The 18,253-nt window shown below is 68.9% G+C and carries 19 protein-coding genes and 3 pseudogenes; 11 read left to right on the forward strand and 11 right to left on the reverse strand.

The genetic code is table 11. From position 1 onward, the window contains the following. Nucleotides 1–13: 13 nt before the first annotated feature. The 6 genes and pseudogenes from H3H54_RS00395 to H3H54_RS00420 all read right to left on the reverse strand — a co-directional run bounded on the left by H3H54_RS00395 (nucleotide 14) and on the right by H3H54_RS00420 (nucleotide 5,375). Nucleotides 14–1,288: a TRAP transporter large permease gene (locus tag H3H54_RS00395; protein ID WP_262425061.1), complete on the reverse strand. Its 1,275-nt coding sequence runs from the start codon at nucleotides 1,286–1,288 to the stop codon at nucleotides 14–16. 4 nt (nucleotides 1,289–1,292) lie between these two features. Further along, a complete protein-coding gene (locus H3H54_RS00400; protein ID WP_262425062.1) occupies nucleotides 1,293–1,898 on the reverse strand; it encodes a TRAP transporter small permease in 606 nt (201 codons plus the stop codon). Continuing rightward, nucleotides 1,898–2,974: pseudogene (gene dctP, locus H3H54_RS00405) on the reverse strand (TRAP transporter substrate-binding protein DctP). Before dctP ends, H3H54_RS00400 begins: the two are co-directional and overlap by 1 nt. 5 nt (nucleotides 2,975–2,979) lie before the next feature. Continuing rightward, nucleotides 2,980–3,441 carry an Ldh family oxidoreductase gene (locus H3H54_RS00410; RefSeq protein WP_262426355.1) on the reverse strand — a complete coding sequence of 154 codons (462 nt, stop codon included), beginning with the start codon at nucleotides 3,439–3,441 and terminating at the stop codon, nucleotides 2,980–2,982. Next, complete coding sequence (locus tag H3H54_RS00415) at nucleotides 3,330–4,043, reverse strand: Ldh family oxidoreductase (RefSeq protein WP_262425063.1); 714 nt, start codon at nucleotides 4,041–4,043, stop codon at nucleotides 3,330–3,332. The genes H3H54_RS00410 and H3H54_RS00415 overlap by 112 nt, the downstream gene beginning before the upstream one ends. 387 nt (nucleotides 4,044–4,430) lie before the next feature. Beyond that, the gene (locus tag H3H54_RS00420) at nucleotides 4,431–5,375 is read right to left on the reverse strand and encodes an NAD(P)-dependent oxidoreductase (protein ID WP_262425064.1); all 945 of its coding nucleotides are present in this window, start codon (nucleotides 5,373–5,375) and stop codon (nucleotides 4,431–4,433) included. A 30-nt stretch (nucleotides 5,376–5,405) separates the two neighbouring features. Between H3H54_RS00420 and H3H54_RS18515 the strand changes: the two are divergent. The 4 genes and pseudogenes from H3H54_RS18515 to H3H54_RS00435 form a co-directional block, all read left to right on the forward strand. Continuing rightward, nucleotides 5,406–5,759, forward strand: a pseudogene (locus H3H54_RS18515) (SDR family NAD(P)-dependent oxidoreductase); the annotation flags it as partial. A gap of 31 nt (nucleotides 5,760–5,790) precedes the next feature. Continuing rightward, a complete protein-coding gene (locus H3H54_RS00425; RefSeq protein ID WP_316249092.1) occupies nucleotides 5,791–6,279 on the forward strand; it encodes an SDR family oxidoreductase in 489 nt (162 codons plus the stop codon). A 98-nt stretch (nucleotides 6,280–6,377) separates the two neighbouring features. Beyond that, nucleotides 6,378–7,025, forward strand: coding sequence for an RraA family protein (locus H3H54_RS00430; protein ID WP_262425065.1), 648 nt, complete (start codon nucleotides 6,378–6,380; stop codon nucleotides 7,023–7,025). A gap of 105 nt (nucleotides 7,026–7,130) precedes the next feature. Continuing rightward, complete coding sequence (locus tag H3H54_RS00435; protein WP_262425066.1) at nucleotides 7,131–7,868, forward strand: GntR family transcriptional regulator; 738 nt, start codon at nucleotides 7,131–7,133, stop codon at nucleotides 7,866–7,868. A gap of 17 nt (nucleotides 7,869–7,885) precedes the next feature. Here H3H54_RS00435 and H3H54_RS00440 read toward each other — a convergent pair whose 3' ends face one another. The 5 genes and pseudogenes from H3H54_RS00440 to H3H54_RS00460 form a co-directional block, all read right to left on the reverse strand. After that, the gene (locus tag H3H54_RS00440; RefSeq protein WP_262425067.1) at nucleotides 7,886–8,479 is read right to left on the reverse strand and encodes a hypothetical protein; all 594 of its coding nucleotides are present in this window, start codon (nucleotides 8,477–8,479) and stop codon (nucleotides 7,886–7,888) included. 427 nt (nucleotides 8,480–8,906) lie between these two features. Beyond that, complete coding sequence (locus H3H54_RS00445) at nucleotides 8,907–9,668, reverse strand: triose-phosphate isomerase (protein WP_262425068.1); 762 nt, start codon at nucleotides 9,666–9,668, stop codon at nucleotides 8,907–8,909. Between the two features lie 26 nt (nucleotides 9,669–9,694). Next, the gene (locus tag H3H54_RS00450) at nucleotides 9,695–10,165 is read right to left on the reverse strand and encodes a ribose-5-phosphate isomerase (protein WP_262425069.1); all 471 of its coding nucleotides are present in this window, start codon (nucleotides 10,163–10,165) and stop codon (nucleotides 9,695–9,697) included. A 101-nt stretch (nucleotides 10,166–10,266) separates the two neighbouring features. Further along, a pseudogene (locus tag H3H54_RS00455) lies at nucleotides 10,267–11,983 on the reverse strand (dihydroxyacetone kinase family protein). Between the two features lie 166 nt (nucleotides 11,984–12,149). Next, entirely contained in the window at nucleotides 12,150–12,293 is a 144-nt protein-coding gene (locus tag H3H54_RS00460) for a hypothetical protein (protein WP_262425070.1), read from the reverse strand. A gap of 43 nt (nucleotides 12,294–12,336) precedes the next feature. Here H3H54_RS00460 and H3H54_RS00465 point away from each other — a divergent pair, with 43 nt between their 5' ends. The 7 genes from H3H54_RS00465 (at nucleotide 12,337) to H3H54_RS00495 (ending at nucleotide 18,236) form a co-directional block, all read left to right on the forward strand. Beyond that, on the forward strand, nucleotides 12,337–13,008 hold the full coding sequence (locus H3H54_RS00465) for a FadR/GntR family transcriptional regulator (RefSeq protein WP_262425071.1): 672 nt from the start codon (nucleotides 12,337–12,339) through the stop codon (nucleotides 13,006–13,008). A gap of 164 nt (nucleotides 13,009–13,172) precedes the next feature. After that, nucleotides 13,173–14,105, forward strand: a complete 933-nt coding sequence (locus H3H54_RS00470; RefSeq protein ID WP_262425072.1) for a sugar phosphate isomerase/epimerase — start codon at nucleotides 13,173–13,175, stop codon at nucleotides 14,103–14,105. Between the two features lie 28 nt (nucleotides 14,106–14,133). Then, entirely contained in the window at nucleotides 14,134–14,940 is an 807-nt protein-coding gene (locus tag H3H54_RS00475) for an SDR family NAD(P)-dependent oxidoreductase (RefSeq protein WP_262425073.1), read from the forward strand. A 23-nt stretch (nucleotides 14,941–14,963) separates the two neighbouring features. Next, nucleotides 14,964–15,116: a hypothetical protein gene (locus H3H54_RS00480; RefSeq protein WP_262425074.1), complete on the forward strand. Its 153-nt coding sequence runs from the start codon at nucleotides 14,964–14,966 to the stop codon at nucleotides 15,114–15,116. After that, nucleotides 15,116–16,399 (forward strand): alpha-hydroxy acid oxidase, encoded by a 1,284-nt coding sequence (locus H3H54_RS00485; RefSeq protein ID WP_262425075.1) that lies wholly within the window; start codon nucleotides 15,116–15,118, stop codon nucleotides 16,397–16,399. Before H3H54_RS00480 ends, H3H54_RS00485 begins: the two co-directional genes overlap by 1 nt. Next, on the forward strand, nucleotides 16,396–17,448 hold the full coding sequence (locus H3H54_RS00490) for a D-isomer specific 2-hydroxyacid dehydrogenase family protein (RefSeq protein ID WP_262425076.1): 1,053 nt from the start codon (nucleotides 16,396–16,398) through the stop codon (nucleotides 17,446–17,448). The genes H3H54_RS00485 and H3H54_RS00490 overlap by 4 nt, the downstream gene beginning before the upstream one ends. After that, nucleotides 17,445–18,236 carry an SDR family NAD(P)-dependent oxidoreductase gene (locus H3H54_RS00495; protein ID WP_262425077.1) on the forward strand — a complete coding sequence of 264 codons (792 nt, stop codon included), beginning with the start codon at nucleotides 17,445–17,447 and terminating at the stop codon, nucleotides 18,234–18,236. The genes H3H54_RS00490 and H3H54_RS00495 overlap by 4 nt, the downstream gene beginning before the upstream one ends. Nucleotides 18,237–18,253: the final 17 nt, after the last annotated feature.

Here is an 18,253-nt window from a genome sequence, read left to right on the forward strand (position 1 = left end):
TCTGGAGCCGGTGCTACCCCACGAAGGAGGGCAACCAGGTGCTCAGCGCCGGCACGAACGTGATCAGCAGCAGCACCACCAGCATGGGGATGAAGAAGGGCAGGACGCCCTTGATCACGCGCGTCACCGGGATTTGCGTCACCGAGGACAGCACGAACAGCACCAGCCCCACGGGCGGGGTGAGCAGTCCGATCATCAGGTTGAAGATGACCATGACGGCGAAGTGCGTCTGATCGATGCCGAAGATCTCGGCGATCGGGACCAGCACCGGGACCAGGATCAGGATCGCTGCGGTCGGCTCGAGGACCGCTCCGACGACGAGCAGCAGGATGTTGATCAGGATCAGGAAGACGAGCGGGCGATCTGTGATCTGCAGGATCACGTCCGTCATGACCTGGGGCGCCTGCTCGCGGGCCAGCACCCAGCCGAACAGGGCGGCGCTGGTGACGATCACCAGCACGCTGCCGGTGGTCTCCACCGTCGAGGCCGCGACGCGACCGAGATTCTTGAGCCCGAGGTTGCGGTAGCAGATCGCGAGGATCGCCACGTAGGCGACGCCCAGCGCGGAGGCCTCGGTGGGGGTGACGATCCCCGAGAGGATGCCGCCCAGGATGATCACGGCGGCACCCGCGACGGGCAGTGCCTTGGCGATGTCCTTCACCCGCTTGGCCATCGGGGGCTTCTCCATGCGCAGGTCGTCGCGCTTGCGGGTCTGGAGCCAGACCATGAGGCACAGCACCGCGACCAGGACCAGCGCCGGCACGATGCCGGCCATGAAGAGGCTGCTGACGGAGAGGCCCGCGGTGACCGCGTAGATGATCGCGGGGATGCTCGGAGGGATCATCGGCGCGATCAGAGAGGAGGCCCCGGTGATGCCCAGGGAGAAGCCCTCGGGGTAGCCGCGCTTCTTCATCGCCGGCACCTGGATGCGGCCCATGGCGGCGGCATCCGAGATCGCGGCCCCGCTCATCCACGAGAAGCCGAAGGAGGTGGCGATGTTGACGTAGCCGAGCGAGCCGCGGACGTGACCGATGGCGGAGGTCGCCGCATCGAACAGCCTGTCGGTGGCCCCGGAGATGTTCGCGATGTTGCCCAGGAGGATGAACATCGGCACCGCGAGGATCGCGAAGTCGAACACCCCGGAAGCGGTCTGTTGGGCGGCCAGACCGGCCGTCGCAGTGTCGTCGAGGATGATGTAGACGATCGACGGGATGAGGAGCGCCATCCAGACCGGGACGCGCAGCGCCAGCAGCACCAGCAGTGCTACGAACATGATCAGCAGAACCATCGGGTCACAGTCCTTCCATGGAGGCGGCCTTCTCGACCGCGTCCGGGATCTCATCCGGGTGTCGCAGATACATCACGACGTTGAGCACGGTGTGCCCGAGGATCATCAGGTAGCCGACCAGCACCGATCCGTAGAGGATCGGGGTGGGCAGTGCGGTCGCGGTCATCGTCAGGGACCCGGTGAGCAGCATCAGGGAGGCGGCGGCAACGACCATGTAGAGGGAGCCCGCGACGACGATGACCATGGCGAAGATCTGAGTGGCGGTGGCGAGCTTCTTGGGCAGGTACACCGCCAGCAGGTCCACGGCGATGTGCGCGTTGCGGGAGGCGACGAATCCGGCGCCGATGAAGGTCAGCCAGACCACCATCAGCCGGGCCAGCTCCTCGCTCCAGGACAGCGGCATGTTCAGCACGTAGCGGGTGAACACCTGGAAGATGATCATCACGAAGATGGCCAGCAACAGGATGCCGGAGAGGAATCGCTCCGCATCGACCAGCCGCGCGTAGGCGGGGAACCGCCGCTCGTAGTAGTCGCGCTCGATGTAAGTGTCCAGCGGGGGCACCTGTCCATCCCGCTGTCCTTCGAGTGGCTTCGGGGACTGCATGCTCATCACACGGACTCCTGAATCTCGAGGTAGAGATCGCCCCACGGCACCCGGGATGGGAGCTCCCCGGCGATCAGCTCCTGGAAGGCGGCGACGTCGACGTCATCGTTGATCGTGATCGCGCCGCTCTCCTCCCACCCTGCGAGGATCTCTTCCTCCTGGGCGACGATGCAGTCGCGCGTGGCCACGCGGGCCTCTTCGAGGGCCGCGTCGAAGCCGCGACGCTCGTCCTCGTCCAGTGCTTCGGTCACGAACTGCTCGGAGGCGACGATATGGATGCCCTGGACCGAGTGGGCGGTGAGGTTGATGTACTCCTGGACCTCTTGGAAGTTCTGCGCGGCGATGGTCGGGATCGGGTTCTCCTGGGCATCGATCGCGCCCTGCTGGAGCCCGAGGTACGCCTCGCTCGCTCAGCGCCATCGGTGTGGCGTTGCCGCCCATGATCCCGAAGTTGGTCAGGTACAGGGGGCGTCGGGGGTGCGGACCTTCAGGCCCTGCAGGTCCTCCGGAGACGTGATCGGCACGTTCGAGGTGATGTGCCGGGTCCCGTAGTACCAGGTGCTCGTCACGCGCAGCCCGGTCTCCTCGGCCACCTCGTCGTAGAGGTCGTTGAGGATCGGGCCGGTGGTGGCCTCGTCGAACTCGTCGACGCTGGTGAAGATGAAGGCACCGTCGAGGACCTCGGCGTCCTCGTGCCAGACCCCCAGGAAGGAGGGGCCGACGACGGCGAGCTCGAGCCCGCCGGTGGCGACCTGCTCCGTGGTCTCGGCTTCGGAGCCGATCTGCGCGGAGGGGTAGCTCTCGATGTGGATGCCGTCGTCGACGAGCTCTTCGCGCAGGGTCGCCACGCCGCAGGTCTCCACCGGGTGGGTGGGTTCGTAGGGATGGGCGAAGCGGATCACGCGCGCGTCGGGATCGATCTCGGCGGCCTGGATAGCGCTGGTGTCGACGGGCTCCAGCAATCCGCACCCGGTCAGCGCGAGGACGCCGGCGATGGCCAGGGCGCGGCGCAGGCCCCGACGGGGGAAGCGGGGTGAGTCGGAGGCCGTTGAGCGTGGTGCATGTGGCGAGGTATCGCGCATGTCGATCACGGAGTCCCTTCTTCGATGGGTGTGGGGAACGGAAGACTCTCGTCGACCGGTAGTTCGCTGAGTTGGAGGACCGTGGACTGCGCCAGGGCCACGGACTCGATGTTCTGCTGCAGCGAGGCGTGCTCGAGGTCACCGGGGGCGTGGACAGGAGAGCCGGCGTTCGAGCTGCGAACCGACTCCTGGAGGCGGGCCACCTTCTTCTGCACGGCCGAGGCGTCGCCGAAGGCGGACACGTCCAGGGCGATCAGGAGGTGGCCGGTGTTCATGCGGGAGCCGGGGTCGTTCCAGATGTCGACGGTGTCCATGGCGAACGATGCGGTGCTCAGCGCTGCGGACAGCGCCTCGATCAGCACCGAGAGCCCGGATCCCTTGTGCCCGCCGAACGGGACCAGCGCACCGCCGTCGAGCGCCGCGCCCGGGTCCGTCCGTCGGGGGAACCGGAGGCGTCCACCGCCCAGCCCGCCGGGATCTCGGTGCCCTCGTTCCGGGCGGAGACCACCTTGCCGAAGGCGCCGGCCGTCGTTGCCAGGTCCGCTAGCAGCGGGGACGGCCCGTCGGAGGGCAGCCCGATCGTCAGCGGATTGGTGCCGAGCATCGGGTGCGCTCCGCCGAAGGGTGTGGCGACGGGGCCGGTGGTCGAGGTGAGGATGCCGGCCAGGCCCTTGGCGTTCAGCTGCTCCATCCAGAAGCGGCCAGCGCCGAAGTGCGTGGAGCCGCGGACCGAGACCGTGGCCATCCCGTGGACGGGGGCCACGGAGATCGCTCGGTCCACGGCCTCTTGCATCGCGACCTGACCGAAGGTGGAGCCCGCGTCGATCACTGTGACGGCGCCGTGCTCCCGGGTGATGCGGGGGCGCGCGCGGACGTCGATGCCGCCAGCCTCGATGGCGCTGAGGTACAGAGGCAGGCGCAGCAGACCATGCGAGAAGATCCCGGCGCGGTCCGCATCCACAAGGGAGCGGGCGACCAGGTCGGCGTCGGTTGAGGCCGCACCAGCCGCGACGAGGTGGGAGCGGGCGAAATCGCGCAGAGCGGCGACCTCGAAACGGAGTGACGTCATCGTCACGGACCTTTCGCGATAGGAAATTGGGGTCCTGTGGACTACGGCCAAGGTATAGAACAAACATTGCTTTGACAAGCCGTAACGCGCTATAGATCCTATGTCTGCAGGCGTCATCGGTGGCCGGACGGAGGGGATCGGTCAGGAAATGCGGCGGTGACAGCGAAAAGCTGGGATGACTCTACGGTCGAGCGGACCAGCACAGTGCTGCGTCAGCAGCCCTGGCTGGCCTGGGTGGGCGCATCCTCGAGGAGCGAGTGGTCAGGGGATAGGGCATCCGTCGACGCCGTCGCTCAGGCGTCAGCGCCCTCGGCTCCTCACTCGCTCACTCGCGCAAAAGGCATCCCACATCCTGTAGGACCTGAAGGATCGCACAGCTCCCTACCCTCAGTCCGTCGCGTACAGCTCCTGGACAGCGGCATGGTCCAGCTGGCCGTCGCCGCGGTCGACGATCTCCTGGTACGCCTCGAGCAGCACCGGGAGCAAGCGGGCCTCGACCTCCGTGGCACCCATCGCCTCAGTCGCGTACACCAGGTCCTTGACCTGGTTGTCGGTGCTCCCTCCCAGCGAATAATCGCGACGCAGGAGCTTGTCCTGCTTCTGGGTCAGGACCTCGCTGGAAGCGAGACCGCCGCCGAGCACCTGGGCCAGCTGGGCCGCATCGATGCCGCTCGCGCGTGCGAGGCCGAACGCCTCACCGAGAGCGGCCAGGGTGCCAGCCACGACGATCTGGTTGCAGAGCTTCGCCAGGGAGCCGGCGCCCAGGGCCCCGAGATGGGTGACGACCTGGCTGAGCGGGGCGAGCACCGGGCGGATGCGAGCCACGTCCGCGTCGTCCCCGCCGATCATCAGGCTGAGCGCGCCAGCGGCCGCGCCCGCCACCCCACCGGACATGGGCGCGTCGACAACCCGGATGCCGTGGGGGCTGAGCAGGTCGCCGAGCGCACGCACCTGCTGCGGGCCGGTGGTCGACATGACCACGAGCACCGTCCCTGCCTCCGCGAATGCGGCCAGGGCGGCCTCGTCGAGCAGATCCTGCAGCGGGCCGACGTCCGGCAGGACGGAGAGCACCACGTCGCAGGCGGCCGCGGCGATGTCGTCGGCGACGATCGCTCCATCGTCCAAGAGCTCCTCGGCCCGGGCCCGGGTGCGGTTCCAGACGGTGGTGGAGAATCCGGCGTCCAGGAGGTTGCGGGCGATGGGCAGGCCCATCGGGCCCAGCCCGAGGACGGCGACCGATCGCACGGGACGCGGCCCGACGCCGGCGATATCGCCCTGTGATGAACTCTTCTCGCCGGTGGGACCGATGGGCGATGATGGTCGGGATGACATGGTCTTGCTCTCCTGAAGTCGTCGGACCGCGTGCGGCATCGTTGCCCTGACGGTCGTCCGACCCTAGCTTCCGATCCCTGGCCGACCCCTCTCCCGTCTCGAAAGGACCCACACCGTGGCTCTTCCCCCTACCCGGCCTCTGCGTTCCCCACCACGCCCACCGCGATCATCACCGGTGGCGCCTCCGAGCGAGGCATCGGGCGTGCGACGGCCGACAGACTCGCGCGCGACGGGTGGGCCGTCGCGGTGCTCGACCTGAACGAGAGCGCCTCGCAGCGGGTGGCCGAGCAGATCGCCGCTGAGCACGGCACTCCGACCCTCGGCCTCGGGGTGGACATCTCCGACGAGCAGGCCGTCATCGACGCCGTCGCTCGGATCGACCGCGAGCTCCCGCAGGTGGTGGGCGTGGTCAACAATGCCGGATCTCTCGTCGCCCACCCCGTTCACGGAGGTCAGCACCGAGGAGTGGAAGCGCGTCTTCGACGTGAACGTCCACGGCACCTTCTACGTGACCCGAGAGGCTGTGAAGCTGTTCCGCCGTCACCAGCTCGGGCGGATCGTCAACGTCTCCTCCGCCTCGGCGGAGCGCGGCGGCGGTGTGTACGGCCGCGCAGCCTACTCCGGCTCCAAGGCAGCGTTGCTGGGCATGGCCAAGACCTGGGCGCGGGAGCTCGGCGAGTACGGGATCACCGCGAACTCCGTCGCGCCCGGATCGATCGACACCGACATCATGGGCGGTCGGCTGACCGACGAGCGCAAGGAGTTCCTGCTGCAGGAGCTGCCCGTGGGCCGCGTGGGCACTGTCGAGGACGTCGCCGGCGGCATCGCCTTCCTGCTCGGTCGCGACGGCGGCTATCTCACGGGCGTCACGCTGGACATCAACGGAGGCTCGCATATCCACTGACCGCGCAGGACACCGTTCGACCATCGCGGGAGGCTGATCGCGGGCGGGACCTGCTCCCCGGACGACGACGTCCGGGTTCACCGAGAAGGAGAAGAGCGATGAATGATCCGTGGATGGCGAGGCTCGCCGAGCTGCCGGTGGCAGTGGTGTCTGATTGCTTGGACGCGATGGGGCTGCGTGAGCAGGTGATGGCGCCCCATATCCGGCCCCTCGCCGAGACCGACATGATCGTGGGACGGGCCCACACGATGCGGGTGGTCGAGGTAGACGGTCCGCCGGCCGACGAGGACCGCTACCTCGCGGAGATCGCGGCCGTCGATTCGGTGAAGCCCGGGAACGTGCTGATCGGCTCGACCTGCCCGGGGTCCCTGTGGGGTGAGCTGCTCTCCACCGCAGCGCAGTTCAAGGGCGCCGCCGGCATCGTCGCCGACACCTATACGCGCGACGTGCAGGGCATCCGCGACCTGGGGTTCCCCGCGTTCTTCGCCGGGGTCCACGCCGCTGACTCCCTCGGCCGGATCGATGTGCGCGAGGTCGGTGGCGAGATCGTCTGCGCCGGGGTGACCGTGCGCGAGGGGGACTACGTGCTGGGGGACCTCGACGGTGTGGTGGTCGTGCCTGCAGAGAGGATCGAGGAGGCCGTCGTGGCTGCTGAGGAGAAGGCGGGCCGGGAGGGCGATGTCCGCTCGCTGCTCGAGGAGGGCCGCACTGTCCGCGAGGTGTTCGACAGCTTCGGCATCCTCTGAGGGCTCCGCCGGGCAGAGGGTCCAAGTATCCTATGGACTCTATGATCGTCGATCGCCGGGTGCGACACCCGGCGATCGCCCACGAGGGATGAAGGGAACGCCATCATGGCCGTCCACCGACAGGTTCTGCGGGCCGAGGTTGAGGAGCTGATCCTGGAGCGGCTCCTAGAGTCCCGCTGGGCCCCGGGGTCGAGGCTGAGCATCGATGGTCTCGCTCGGGATCTCGAGGTGTCCCCCACGCCCGTGCGCGAGGCGATGGTCTCCCTCGAGCGCTCCGGACTGGTCGAGTATGTCGCGCTGCGCGGCTACGTGGTCGCCCCGATGCTGGACGCCGAGCAGATGACCGAGCTGCTCGACGCCCGCAAGGCCGTCGAGGCGGCGGCGCTGGATCGCGCCTTCGAGCACTTCGACGCGCTGCTGGAGGATCTCGAGGCCGCCCACCGCGCGCATGGCGACGTCATCGCGAGCATCGAGCAGGCGGGGGAGGTCACCTACGAGCTGCTCCAGGAACACTTCCGCGCGGACTGGCACTTCCATCAGATCCTCTTCGATCGCGCGGAGAACCGCTACCTCGGCAAGATGGTCGAGACCCTGCGCTCCCACACGCACCGTATGCGTCAGACCTGGGCCGGAGGACCTCCGGCGCTCGACATCCACGAGGCGTACACCGAGCACGGCCGGATCCTGGAGAAGGTGCGCCGTCATCATCAGGACGGTGCGCTGCAGGCGCTGGTCGACCACCTCGACGCCGTGCTGGAGCGCTCGCTGACGATCACCGAGGCCGAGCACGTGGCGGAGCAGATGGGCGAACCGGCGCCGCAGCCGGTCGCGACCGGCCGTTGAGCTGACCTCCCAGGAGGTCAGCGACCGGCGAACGGGTCGTCCCGCCCGTCGGCGAAGCGGGTCCTGAGGAACTCGGAGTGCACATCGAGCGTGCGGGTGACCCCCGAGACGATGTCCTCCTCGATGCGGTCGATCCCCTCGGAGAGCACGGTCAGCTGCTCGTCGATGCTCTCGAGGTTCGCGACCGCCTTGTCCCGCGCGGCTGCGGTGGTGGTGGGGGAGAGGAACCCGGTGGTGGTCTCCAGGGCGTCCACCAGCTCGGGTATGTAGCGATCAGCCATCCCCTCGAGCACCATCACGTCGCCGTCGGAAGAGCGCCGCGACTGCAGGGAGGCTGAGCCCAGCAGTGCGTCGATCCGCACCAGCAGCGTCTCCGTGCGGTGCAGGACCTGCCGCACCACGGGGCTGGGGGCCCGGCGCCGCATCCGATGGAGGCGGCGGCGCTGAGAGCGGGAGTCTTTCACGATCTTCTCGAGCGTCGCGCGGGTACCCGCCGGGATCTCACCGGCGGCCCGGTTCAGCCGGACGGACTGCGGCGGGCGGTTGCGCAGCAGCAGGCCCGTGCCGCCGCCCACCACGAGCGCGACGCCGGCCCCGGCGGCCAGGGGCACCAGGAGCCCCGCACCCCGATCAGGCTGCTCACACCGAGCACCAAGAAGCTGCCGAGCCCAAAGCTGCCGCCCAGCACCGAGGGCACGCCGACGGTGAGCCAGCGACCGCGCCGTCGCGGCGCGGAGACGGCCTTCGAGTACGGGGCGTGGATCTTGCCCTCGAGAGGGCGACGGCCCGGACCGGGGCCGGCGCTGCGCCCGGCGGCTCCCCTCGCTGCGCCGCCCATGCCTCGCGGCGCGCCGGGGCCGGGCCCTTGGTCCCTGCGGGCCGGTCGGTCTCTCGGCGAGCTGCTCTGTGCGTTCATGACAGGCACCAGGCTAACGCGGAGCTCCGGGAGCGGTCTGGGGGCTATCCCCCGTCACCTGGGGCCGGTGTCCAGGGGGATGCTCGGCCTTCCGCGATATGACGAGCCCAGCGCGCACGATCTCAGGCTGCGGCGTGCGCCTCCGCGATCCGCAGCAGCTCGAGATAGCCCTCGAGCTGCCAGGCGGTGCGGCCCACGAACAGTCCGGTCACGTGCTCGATGCCGAGCAGGTCCGCGGCGTTGTCGAGGTTGACCGAGCCGCCGTACAGCAGCCCGGCGACCTTCCCCGCGTACTCCTCGCCGAGCGCGGCGAACGGCTCGATGAGTTCTTCGGTGGTGGCGGGACGGCCTTTCTCGCCGATGGCCCAGATCGGCTCGTAGGCGATCACCACGCGCGAGAGCTGCTGGTCGTCGAGCCCTTCGAGGGCTCCGCGGGCCTGGCCGAGGATGAACTCGCTCGACCCGCCAGCATCCTTGACCTCGAGAGTCTCCCCGATGCACAGCAGCGGGGTGAGCCCGTGGCGCAGTGCCGCGGCGGCCTTGAGGCGCGTGGTCTCGACCGTCTCGCCGAAGTGCTCACGGCGCTCCGAGTGCCCGATCTCGACGATCTGCGCTCCAGCGTCCCTGGCCTGGGGGACGGAGACCTCGCCGGTCCAGGCGCCGGCGTCCTCCCAGTGGGCGTTCTGCACACCGAGCAGCACGGGGGAGTCCTCGCCGAGGATGTCCGCGACAGCGGTGGTGGCGGTGAACGAGGGGATCACGAACGGCTGCACCCCGGCGGGCGCCTTCCCGGCCAAGTGATCGCGCAGGCCGCTCGCCCAGGCGCGGCCCTCGGCGAGCGTCTTGGTCATCTTCCAGCTGGTGCCGACCCACAGGGTGCTCATGTGCCGTCCTTCCGTCCCAGGGGTTCTCAGGCCTGCTCGAGAGAGCCGTCGTAGGCGCAGATCGCGTCGACCTTCTCGGCGGAGGAGGAGTTCGGGTCGAACTCGAGGTCCAGCCACACCTTGACCAGCTCCTTCGCGGCCTCCAGGCCGATCACGCGCTGACCCATGCACAGCACCTGCGCATTGTTCGACAGCACCGAGCGCTGCACCGAGTACAGATCGTGCGCGGTGACGGCGCGAACGCCGGAGACCTTGTTCGCTGCGATCGCGACGCCCAGTCCGGTGCCGCAGATCAGCAGCGCTCTGTCGGCCTCGCCCGCGGCGATCTTCTCCGCCGCGGCGACCGCGATGTTCGGGTAGAAGGTGCCGTCATCGGCGCTGCCCACGCCGACGTCGAACACGGACTCGACGCGGTCGTCGCCGTCGAGCAGTGCCTTGAGCTCTTCCTTGTGGCCGTAGCCGGCGTTGTCGCCGCCGACGATGATCTTCAGTGCCATGGGCTTCTCCTTGGTGAGTCGTGAGTCGTGAGTCGAGGGTCGCAGGCGAAACGCCGGCGGGGAAGGGCGTGCGGGAGTCCGGTCCCGCACGCCCCGAGGGATCAGGCCAGGTGCTGCCCGAGCTCCTTCATGAGGATGGAGAAGGAGATCGCGCCGGGGTCGGGGGTGCCCAGCGACTTCTCGCCCAGCACGCGTGAACGGCCCAGGGCGGCGGTGATGTCTGCGGTCGCGTCGGCGGCCTCGCGGGCCACCGTGGCCGCGGAGAGGATCGCCTCGGAGGCGTTGTCACCGGTGAAGGCCTCGGCCATCGCGGTCCGGAACGGGGCGGCGGCATCGACCATCGTCTTGTCGCCCACCTGCGCGCCGCCCAGGCGCTGGATCGCATCGATCCCGGCGTCGATCGCGTCCACGATGTTCCGCGGCTCGCTGCCCGCCTGGTCGTCGAAGATGCTGGCGGCGGAGATGAGGGCCGCTCCCCAGAGCGCTCCGGAGGTGCCTCCGGCGGATTCCGACCAGGCATCGCCAGCTCGGACCAGCAGGGTGCGGGCCCCGGCGCCGGCCTCGAGCGCAGTCTTCGCAGCGGCCGCAGCACCCTTGGTGCCGTAGGCCATGCCCTGGCCGTGGTCGCCGTCGCCGGCGATCGCGTCGATCCGGCCCAGCTCGGCCTCTTCCCGCACGCAGACGGCCTCGAAGAGGTCCAGCACGCCGGCGATCTGCTGCGCGACCTCGCGCGACTGCTCGGTCGAGGTGGGCGTCTCGTCGGCCCCGGCCTGCCAGAACTCGGTGCGGCGCGGGCGAGCGATCTGCGGCATGGCACCGCGGTGGAAGGCGGGGGTGTCCACGGGGGCGAGCCAGTGCTGCTCGAGCTCTTCATCGAGGAACACCAGGGTCACGGACAGTCCGGCCATGTCGAGGCTGGTGATCAGCTCGCCCACCTCGGGCCGCACCGGGGTGATGCCGGCGGCCTCGAGCAGCTCCGCGACCTTCGCGTAGACGATGAACAGCTCCTCGTACTTCACGGTGCCCAGACCGTTCACGAGCACCGCGGCCCGGCCCTGGTAGCCGCCCTCGACGCGCTCCGGCTGCTCGGCCAGAACGCCCTCGACCAGCAGGGTCGCGATCTCGTCGGCGGTGCCGATCGGCTCGTCGCGCACGCCGGGCTCGCCGTGGATGCCCAGGCCCACGCCCATCTGCATCTGGGGCACGTGGAACAGTGCCTCCGGGGCACCGGGGAGGGTGGGGCCGTCGAAGGCGACGCCGAAGGAGCGGGTGGCGTCATTGGCCTTGAGCGCGATGCGCTCGGCCTCGTCCAGATCTGCGCCGGCCTCGATCGCGGCACCGGCGATCTTGAACACCGGCAGGTCACCGGCGATGCCGCGACGGTCACGATGGTTCTCGGGGGTGTTGGAGATGATGTCGTCGCTGACCTTGATGATCCGCACGTCGATGCCCTCGGCGCGCAGCTTCTCCGCCGCACCGCCGAAGTGCAGCACGTCCCCCGCGTAGTTGCCGAAGCCGAGGATCACGCCGCCGCCGTTCTCCGCGTTGCGTGCCACGGAGTACACCTGCGAGGTCGAGGGCGAGGCGAAGACATTGCCGCAGGGCGCGCCGTGGCCCATGCCCGGCCCCACACCAGCCGGCGAAGGCGGGGTAGTGGCCGGAGCCGCCGCCGATCACCAGGGCGGGCTGCCCCTTCGGGGTCTCGGTGGCGCGCACCACGCCGCCGTGGACGACTGCGACGTGGTCGGGGTGCGCCGCGGCAAGACCTGCGACGGCCTCGGTCGCGAAGTCGGCGGGATCGTTGAAGAGGTACGTCATCGTGGTTTCCTCCGAAGGCTGCCGCGGGGGACCGACGGCGGGTAGTCGTGGGCGGGCCGGGGCGGACGGGGCCCGTAGCCCTTTAATCCTATAGGAATTAAGTTGCGCAGGACAGTGATGTCCGGACCCGCCCGTCCGGCGCAACGAACTGCGGATGACTGCAGGGTCAGACGATCAGCCACACGAGGCTAAGGATCACGATGCCTGCTGCTCCGAGGATGGTGCACATCACGGTCCAGGTCTTGATGCCGTCGGCTACCGACATCCCCAGGAACTTGGTGCTCGGGACCGCCCATGTGGAGCCCGGCACCCCGGGAGGGCCCGTCCGCATCAGTCGGTCGCCGAGCAGTGCGGTGACCTATCGCCTGCTGGATCTCCTGCTGGGGGAGAGCATGCGTCCCGGCGATCGTCTGGCCGGGGAGCGTGCACTCGCAGAGAGCCTCGGAGTGGGGCGAAGTGCGGTGCGAGAAGTCATATCGGCGCTCGAGGTTCTCGGCATCGTCGACACTCGGGCGGGTTCGGGCACCTATCTGCGATCGGGCACGTCAGAGCTGCTGCCCAGCACCTCGTCGTGGTCCTTGCTGCTGGATCAGGACCGCACGCCTGAGCTGACCGTCGTACGCTCCGCCCTGGAGCGCAGCGCCGCGGAGCTGGCTGCTCTCGAGCGCACCGAGAAGCAGGCGCAGCAGCTGCCGGAGCTGGTCCGACGCCAACGTGAGGCGAGGGATGACCCTGAGCGCTATGTCGAGGCCGATATCGCCTTCCATCGCGAACTTGCGGCGAACAGTGGGAACAAGCTGCTGTCGGAGATCCTCTCGACTACGCGCACCTTGCTGAGGGTGTGGTTCGAGCACGCAGTGGACCGGCGTGAGGACATCGAAGATGCGATCACGGAACATGAGGAGATCGCGCATGCGATCGCCGAGGGTGATGTCGAGCGTGTCTCTGCGGCGATGTCCCGCCATATGCGTGCGGCGTCCGCCCGGGTGCTGCGGAACTCGACCGAAAGTCAGACCTCGACCTGACCACAGGGTGCCGGTGAGCGCCACGGTTCCGTGACCACCCGCTTTCCCCGAGGACTGCCGACCCACCGGCCAAGCCCACAGTTCGCCCGATTCTCCCTCTTCCCTTTCGGTACATCGATCCTATAGGATCAAGAAGATCATTCCTCGACTTCGAAGGGACAACGATGTTCTCTGCAGAGAACTGGCCGATCGGGGCCAACATGCTCTCGTTCGGCAATAAGGCACCGGACGGCACCCCCATCCTGGAGGCTCCGTCCACCGTCTGGGCCTCTCAGCTGCGACAGGTCAAGGAGCTGGGCGTCGACCAGATCGACCCCACTGACGCCTGGCTGCCGCTCGCGAAGCTCAGCGACGACCGCCTCGAGGAGTTCCGTCGCGTGCTCGACGGCGAGGGCCTGTCCTTGGCCTCGATCTCCATGACCCGCAACTCCGTCGTGGACGTGAACAACGGCGAGCAGAACCTGCGCGACGCGCACCGATTCATCGAGATCGCGCCGAGCTTCGGCGTGAGCGTGGTCAACACGGGCTTCATGCAGGCCACCACGGAGGCGCAGCAGAATGCCATCTGGTTCTGGCTCGAGGACGGCCACGTCGACGACCCGGCGCTGCGCGACCTCGCGATCGAGCGGGTCCGGCAGCTCGGCGACGCCGCGCAGAAGCAGGGCATCCAGCTCAGCCTCGAGATGTACGAGGACACCTACGTCGGCACCGCCGACGAGGCCGTCTCCTTCGTCACGGACGTCGACCATCAGGCTGTGGGACTAAACCCCGACATCGGCAACCTGGTGCGCCTGCACCGCGAGGTCGAGCCCTGGGAGGACATGTTCGAGAAGGTCCTGCCCCACTCGAACTTCTGGCACATCAAGAACTACACCCGCGACTTCGACCCTGCGACCGGTGCCTACTCCTCGGCGCCCATGCCGCTGAAGTACGGCTACATCAACTACCGCAAGGTCATCCGTCGCGCCCTCGAGTTCGGCTACACCGGCCCGTTCTGCTGCGAGCACTACGGCTCCGACTCCCTCGGCGTCATCGCCGAGAACGTGCACTACATCCGGCAGGTGCTGGCCTCCGCGCTGGCTGAGCCGACCGCCTGAGCCGAGCCCCGTTCGAAGGAGAACCCACATGACCATCGAGATCAAGACCATCCAGCCCTTCCCCGCCCAGCGCACCGCGCTGGTGACCGGCGCTGGCGCTCCCCGCGGCATCGGCCGGCGCGTTGTGCGCAAGCTCGTCGCCGAGGGCTGGCACGTGGCCGCAGCGGACATCGACGGCGCGGCCGTCGAGGAGTTCTTCGCCACTGAGCTGAACGCCGAGATCCCCGCCGAGTCCGGTCTGAAGGTGATCGGCGTCGGCGTCGACATCAGCGACCAGGCCTCGGTCGACGCCGCCTTCGCGCGCGTCGATGCCGAGCTGCCGCAGCTGGTGGCCCTGGTGAACCTCGCCGGCATCCCCAGCCCCCACTCGATCCTCGAGATCACCTCGGAGATCTGGGACCGCGTCATGAATGTCAACGGCAAGGGCACCCTGCTGATGATGCAGGCTGCAGCCCAGCGCATGATTGACGGCGGCATCGGTGGGCGCATCGTCAACACCTCCTCGATCACCGCCCTCGACGGCGGCGGAACTTTCTCCAAGACCGGTTACGCCGCCGCGAAGGCCGCCGTGCAGGGACTGACCCGCGGCGCGGCCCGGGAGCTGGGCGTGCATGGCATCACCGCCAACGTGATCCTGCCCGGCCCGATCGACACCGACATCATGGGCGGCACTCTGACGGACGACCGCAAGGACTCGATGTCGGCCAATATCCCGCTGCACCGCGTGGGCCAGCCTGAAGAGGTCGCCGGGCTGATCAGCTTCTTGGTCAGCGAGGACTCCTCCTTCGTCAGCGGCACGTCGATCAACGTCGACGGCGGCAAGCACATGCACTGATCCGGCGCAGGCCCGGGGCTCCGATGAGCCCCGGGCCTCCCGTCTCCCGGGACGCCCGGGCCCACTGGTCGCCAACGAGGCGCGACCAGGACCACCTCGGCCTGAGCACGCTGCTCGGGCCGTCCTCGCAGGACCTCTCCGGGCACCGCCGCCCGGCACCGATCAAGGAGAAGTGATGGCCGACTCCCCTCTGTCCAGTGCCCTCGAATTCGCGAAGATGCTGACCGCAGGCGGTTTCCGCCTGGATCCGCTGGACTCCGCCCCCTCTATCGAGGACATCCGCCGCATAGCCAAGCGACGCCTGCCGACCATGGCGTTCGACATCATCGACGGCGCCTCGAACCACGAACTCACCAGCGAGGAGAACGTCTCCGACCTGCGCGAGGTCCGCTTCCGACCGCGCTGGCTGACTGACATCTCGAGCGTCGACGTGTCCACCACCGTCGACGGTCAGGCCCTGGATCGCCCCTACGTGCTCGGCCCGCTCGGTCTGCAGCGCATGATCGGCGGCGAGGGCGAGATGGGCGCGGTCCGCGCCGCAGGCAAGGCCAACATCCCCTTCACCATCTCCACGGCGTCGAACTGGGCGATGGAGGAGCTGGCCGAGCAGGCCACCGGGCCGCTCTGGTACCAGCTGTACATGTACAAGAGCGAGCGGATCGTCTCCAACCTCATCAAGCGTGCCAAGGCCATCGGTGCGGAGACCCTCGTGGTCACGGTGGACGTGCCGCTGAACGGCAAGCGCTACCGCGACCACCGCAACGGCATGTCGATCCCGCCGAAGATCACTCCGCAGAACGCGGTGCAGGCGGTCCGCCACCTGAACTGGACCCGCGCGATCATGCGCCCGCCGGCGATCGGCTTCCGCAACCTCAAGGACGAGGTCCAGGGCAACAACGCCGTCTCCCACCAGGAGTTCGTCGCCAAGTACCTCGCCAACCTCAGCCTGACGTGGGAGAGCATCGAGGACGTGCGCAAGCAGTGGGACGGCCCGCTCTACATCAAGGGCATCCTCACCCCCGAGGACGCGCTGCGCGCCCATCGCGCCGGGGCCGACGGCATCTACGTCTCCAACCACGGCGGCCGCCAGCTCGACTCCTCGCCAAGCTCCATCCGCGCACTGCCGATGATCGCCGACGCCGTGGGCGACCGCATGACCGTCATCTTCGACTCGGGCGTGCGCACCGGTGACGACATCGCCAAGGCCCTCGCCGTCGGCGCCGACCTGGTCTCGATCGGCAGGGCCTGGGGCTACGGCAACGCCGCCGCCGGAGAGAAGGGCGTGCTGCGCGTGCTCGACATCCTCGACGGCGAGCTGTCCCTGGCCATGGGGCAGCTCGGCGCCACCAGCGTCGAGGCGCTGAACCGCAGTTTCGTGGAGTACCCCGAGGCATGGCACGGCCTCGGCATGCACCGAGAGCCCGAGCCCGCCCAGGTCACCGAGGAGTTCATGTCATGAACACGCCCAGCACCGCTTCCGCTTCCGCCGCCGGGACCACCGGACGCCCCTGGAAGGTCGCCGTCACCGGCGATTATGCCAAGGCCGACGGCTCGACGATCTACGGAGACATCGGACTGGACCAGTTCGCGCAGCACGGCATCGAATGGTCGCTGGTCTCGGCCGACGGCTCCCCGCTGCGCGGGGAGGAGCTCGAGGGTTATGACGCGCTCGTGCTGCTGGGCTCTCTCGCCCTCGGCGAGGAGCAGCTCGAGGGGGTGACGACCCTCAAGCATGTCGCCCGCTTCGGCGCCGGTTACGACCAGGTCGACCTGGCGGCGTGCGACGCCCGCGGCATCACCGTCACCAACGCCCCCACCGGGCTGCGGGTGCCGATGGCCCACACGGCGCTGACCTTCCTGTTCGCCCTCGCACACAACCTCCTGCCCAAGGACCGCCTGGTCCGCGAGGCGCAGTGGGAGCGCAAGGCCGAGTACCGCGGGCCGGGCCTGGCCACGGCGACGGTCGGGATGATCGGGCTGGGCGGCATCGGTCAGGAGACCGTGCGCCAGCTGCGTGCCCTCGATCTTGAGGTGGTGGCTTGGAACCGCTCACCCCGCCCCGAGTTCTGCGAGGAGGTCGGGATCCAGCAGCTCGAGCTGGATGAGGTGCTCGAGCGCAGCGACTACCTGATCCTGACGGTGTCAGCCACCGCTGAGACCCGCCACCTGATCGGGGAGCGCGAGCTCGGCCTGATGAAGGACAGCGCTGCGTTGATCAACATCGCCCGGGGCAGCGTGGTCGACGAGCAGGCCCTGATCACTGCACTGGGCAACGGCACCATCGCTGGGGCCGGCCTCGACGTGTTCGAGGTCGAGCCGCTGCCTGCGGACAGCCCGTTCATCGGCATGGAGAATGTCGTGCTGGCACCGCACTCGCTGTGCTGGACGAAGGATTTCACCGACAACACCTCCGCCGAAATGCGCGGCGAGGTCATCGCCATCGCCACCGGACAGCAGCCGCGCAACGTCGTGAACTCCCGGCGGCCCGCAGCAGGGGAATCCGCATGAGCATCGAGCGCTCCGCGGCCGATGAGGCCCGGATCGCCGAGCTGACCACCGTGGTCACGGGCGTCGCCTCCACCCGCGGCATCGGTCGCGGGGTGGCCCGCTTCCTCGCGGCCGAGGGTCGTCCCCTGGCTCTGCTGGACCGGGACGTGGCAGGGCTGGAGCAGGCTGCCGAACAGGCCCGGGCGGCCGGGGCGAGCCACGTGGTGACCGCGCAGGTCGACATCGCCGACCAGGCCAGCGTCGACGCCGCGATCACCGCGGTGGAGGCGACCTCTCCGCCGATCGGCGCGCTGGTCAACTGCGCCGGCATCGCCGATCCCACTCGGTTCCTGGAGATGACCAGCGAGTCCTTCCAGCGAATCCTGACCATCAACACCACCGGGCTGTTCCATCTCGCCCAGCGGGTGCTGCCGGTGATGCTCGAGCAGGGCCTGGGACGGATCGTCGCGATCGGCTCGACCGCGGCGCAGGACGGTGGCGGCAACTTCTCGACCTCCGCCTACGCCGCCTCCAAGGCGGGCGTGGAGGGTCTGCTGCGGGGCCTGGCGAAGGAGACCGCCGGCACCGGTGTGACCACCGCGGTGATCTCCCCGGCCAACATCGACACCGACATCATGGGCGGCCCCCTGGAAGGGGAGCGGCGCGAGCAGTTCGTCGCCCGCACCCCGGTGGGGCGCCTGGGCACCGTCGAGGAGCTCGGCGCACTGGTGTCATGGCTGGTCGGGCCGCACGGCGGCTTCACCACCGGTGCCACCTACAACCTCAACGGCGGCATGCGGGTCGGCTGACCCTCGGCACATCCGCT

This window comes from Brachybacterium sp. Z12, assembly GCF_014400405.1.
Taxonomy (GTDB): Bacteria; Actinomycetota; Actinomycetes; order Actinomycetales; family Dermabacteraceae; genus Brachybacterium.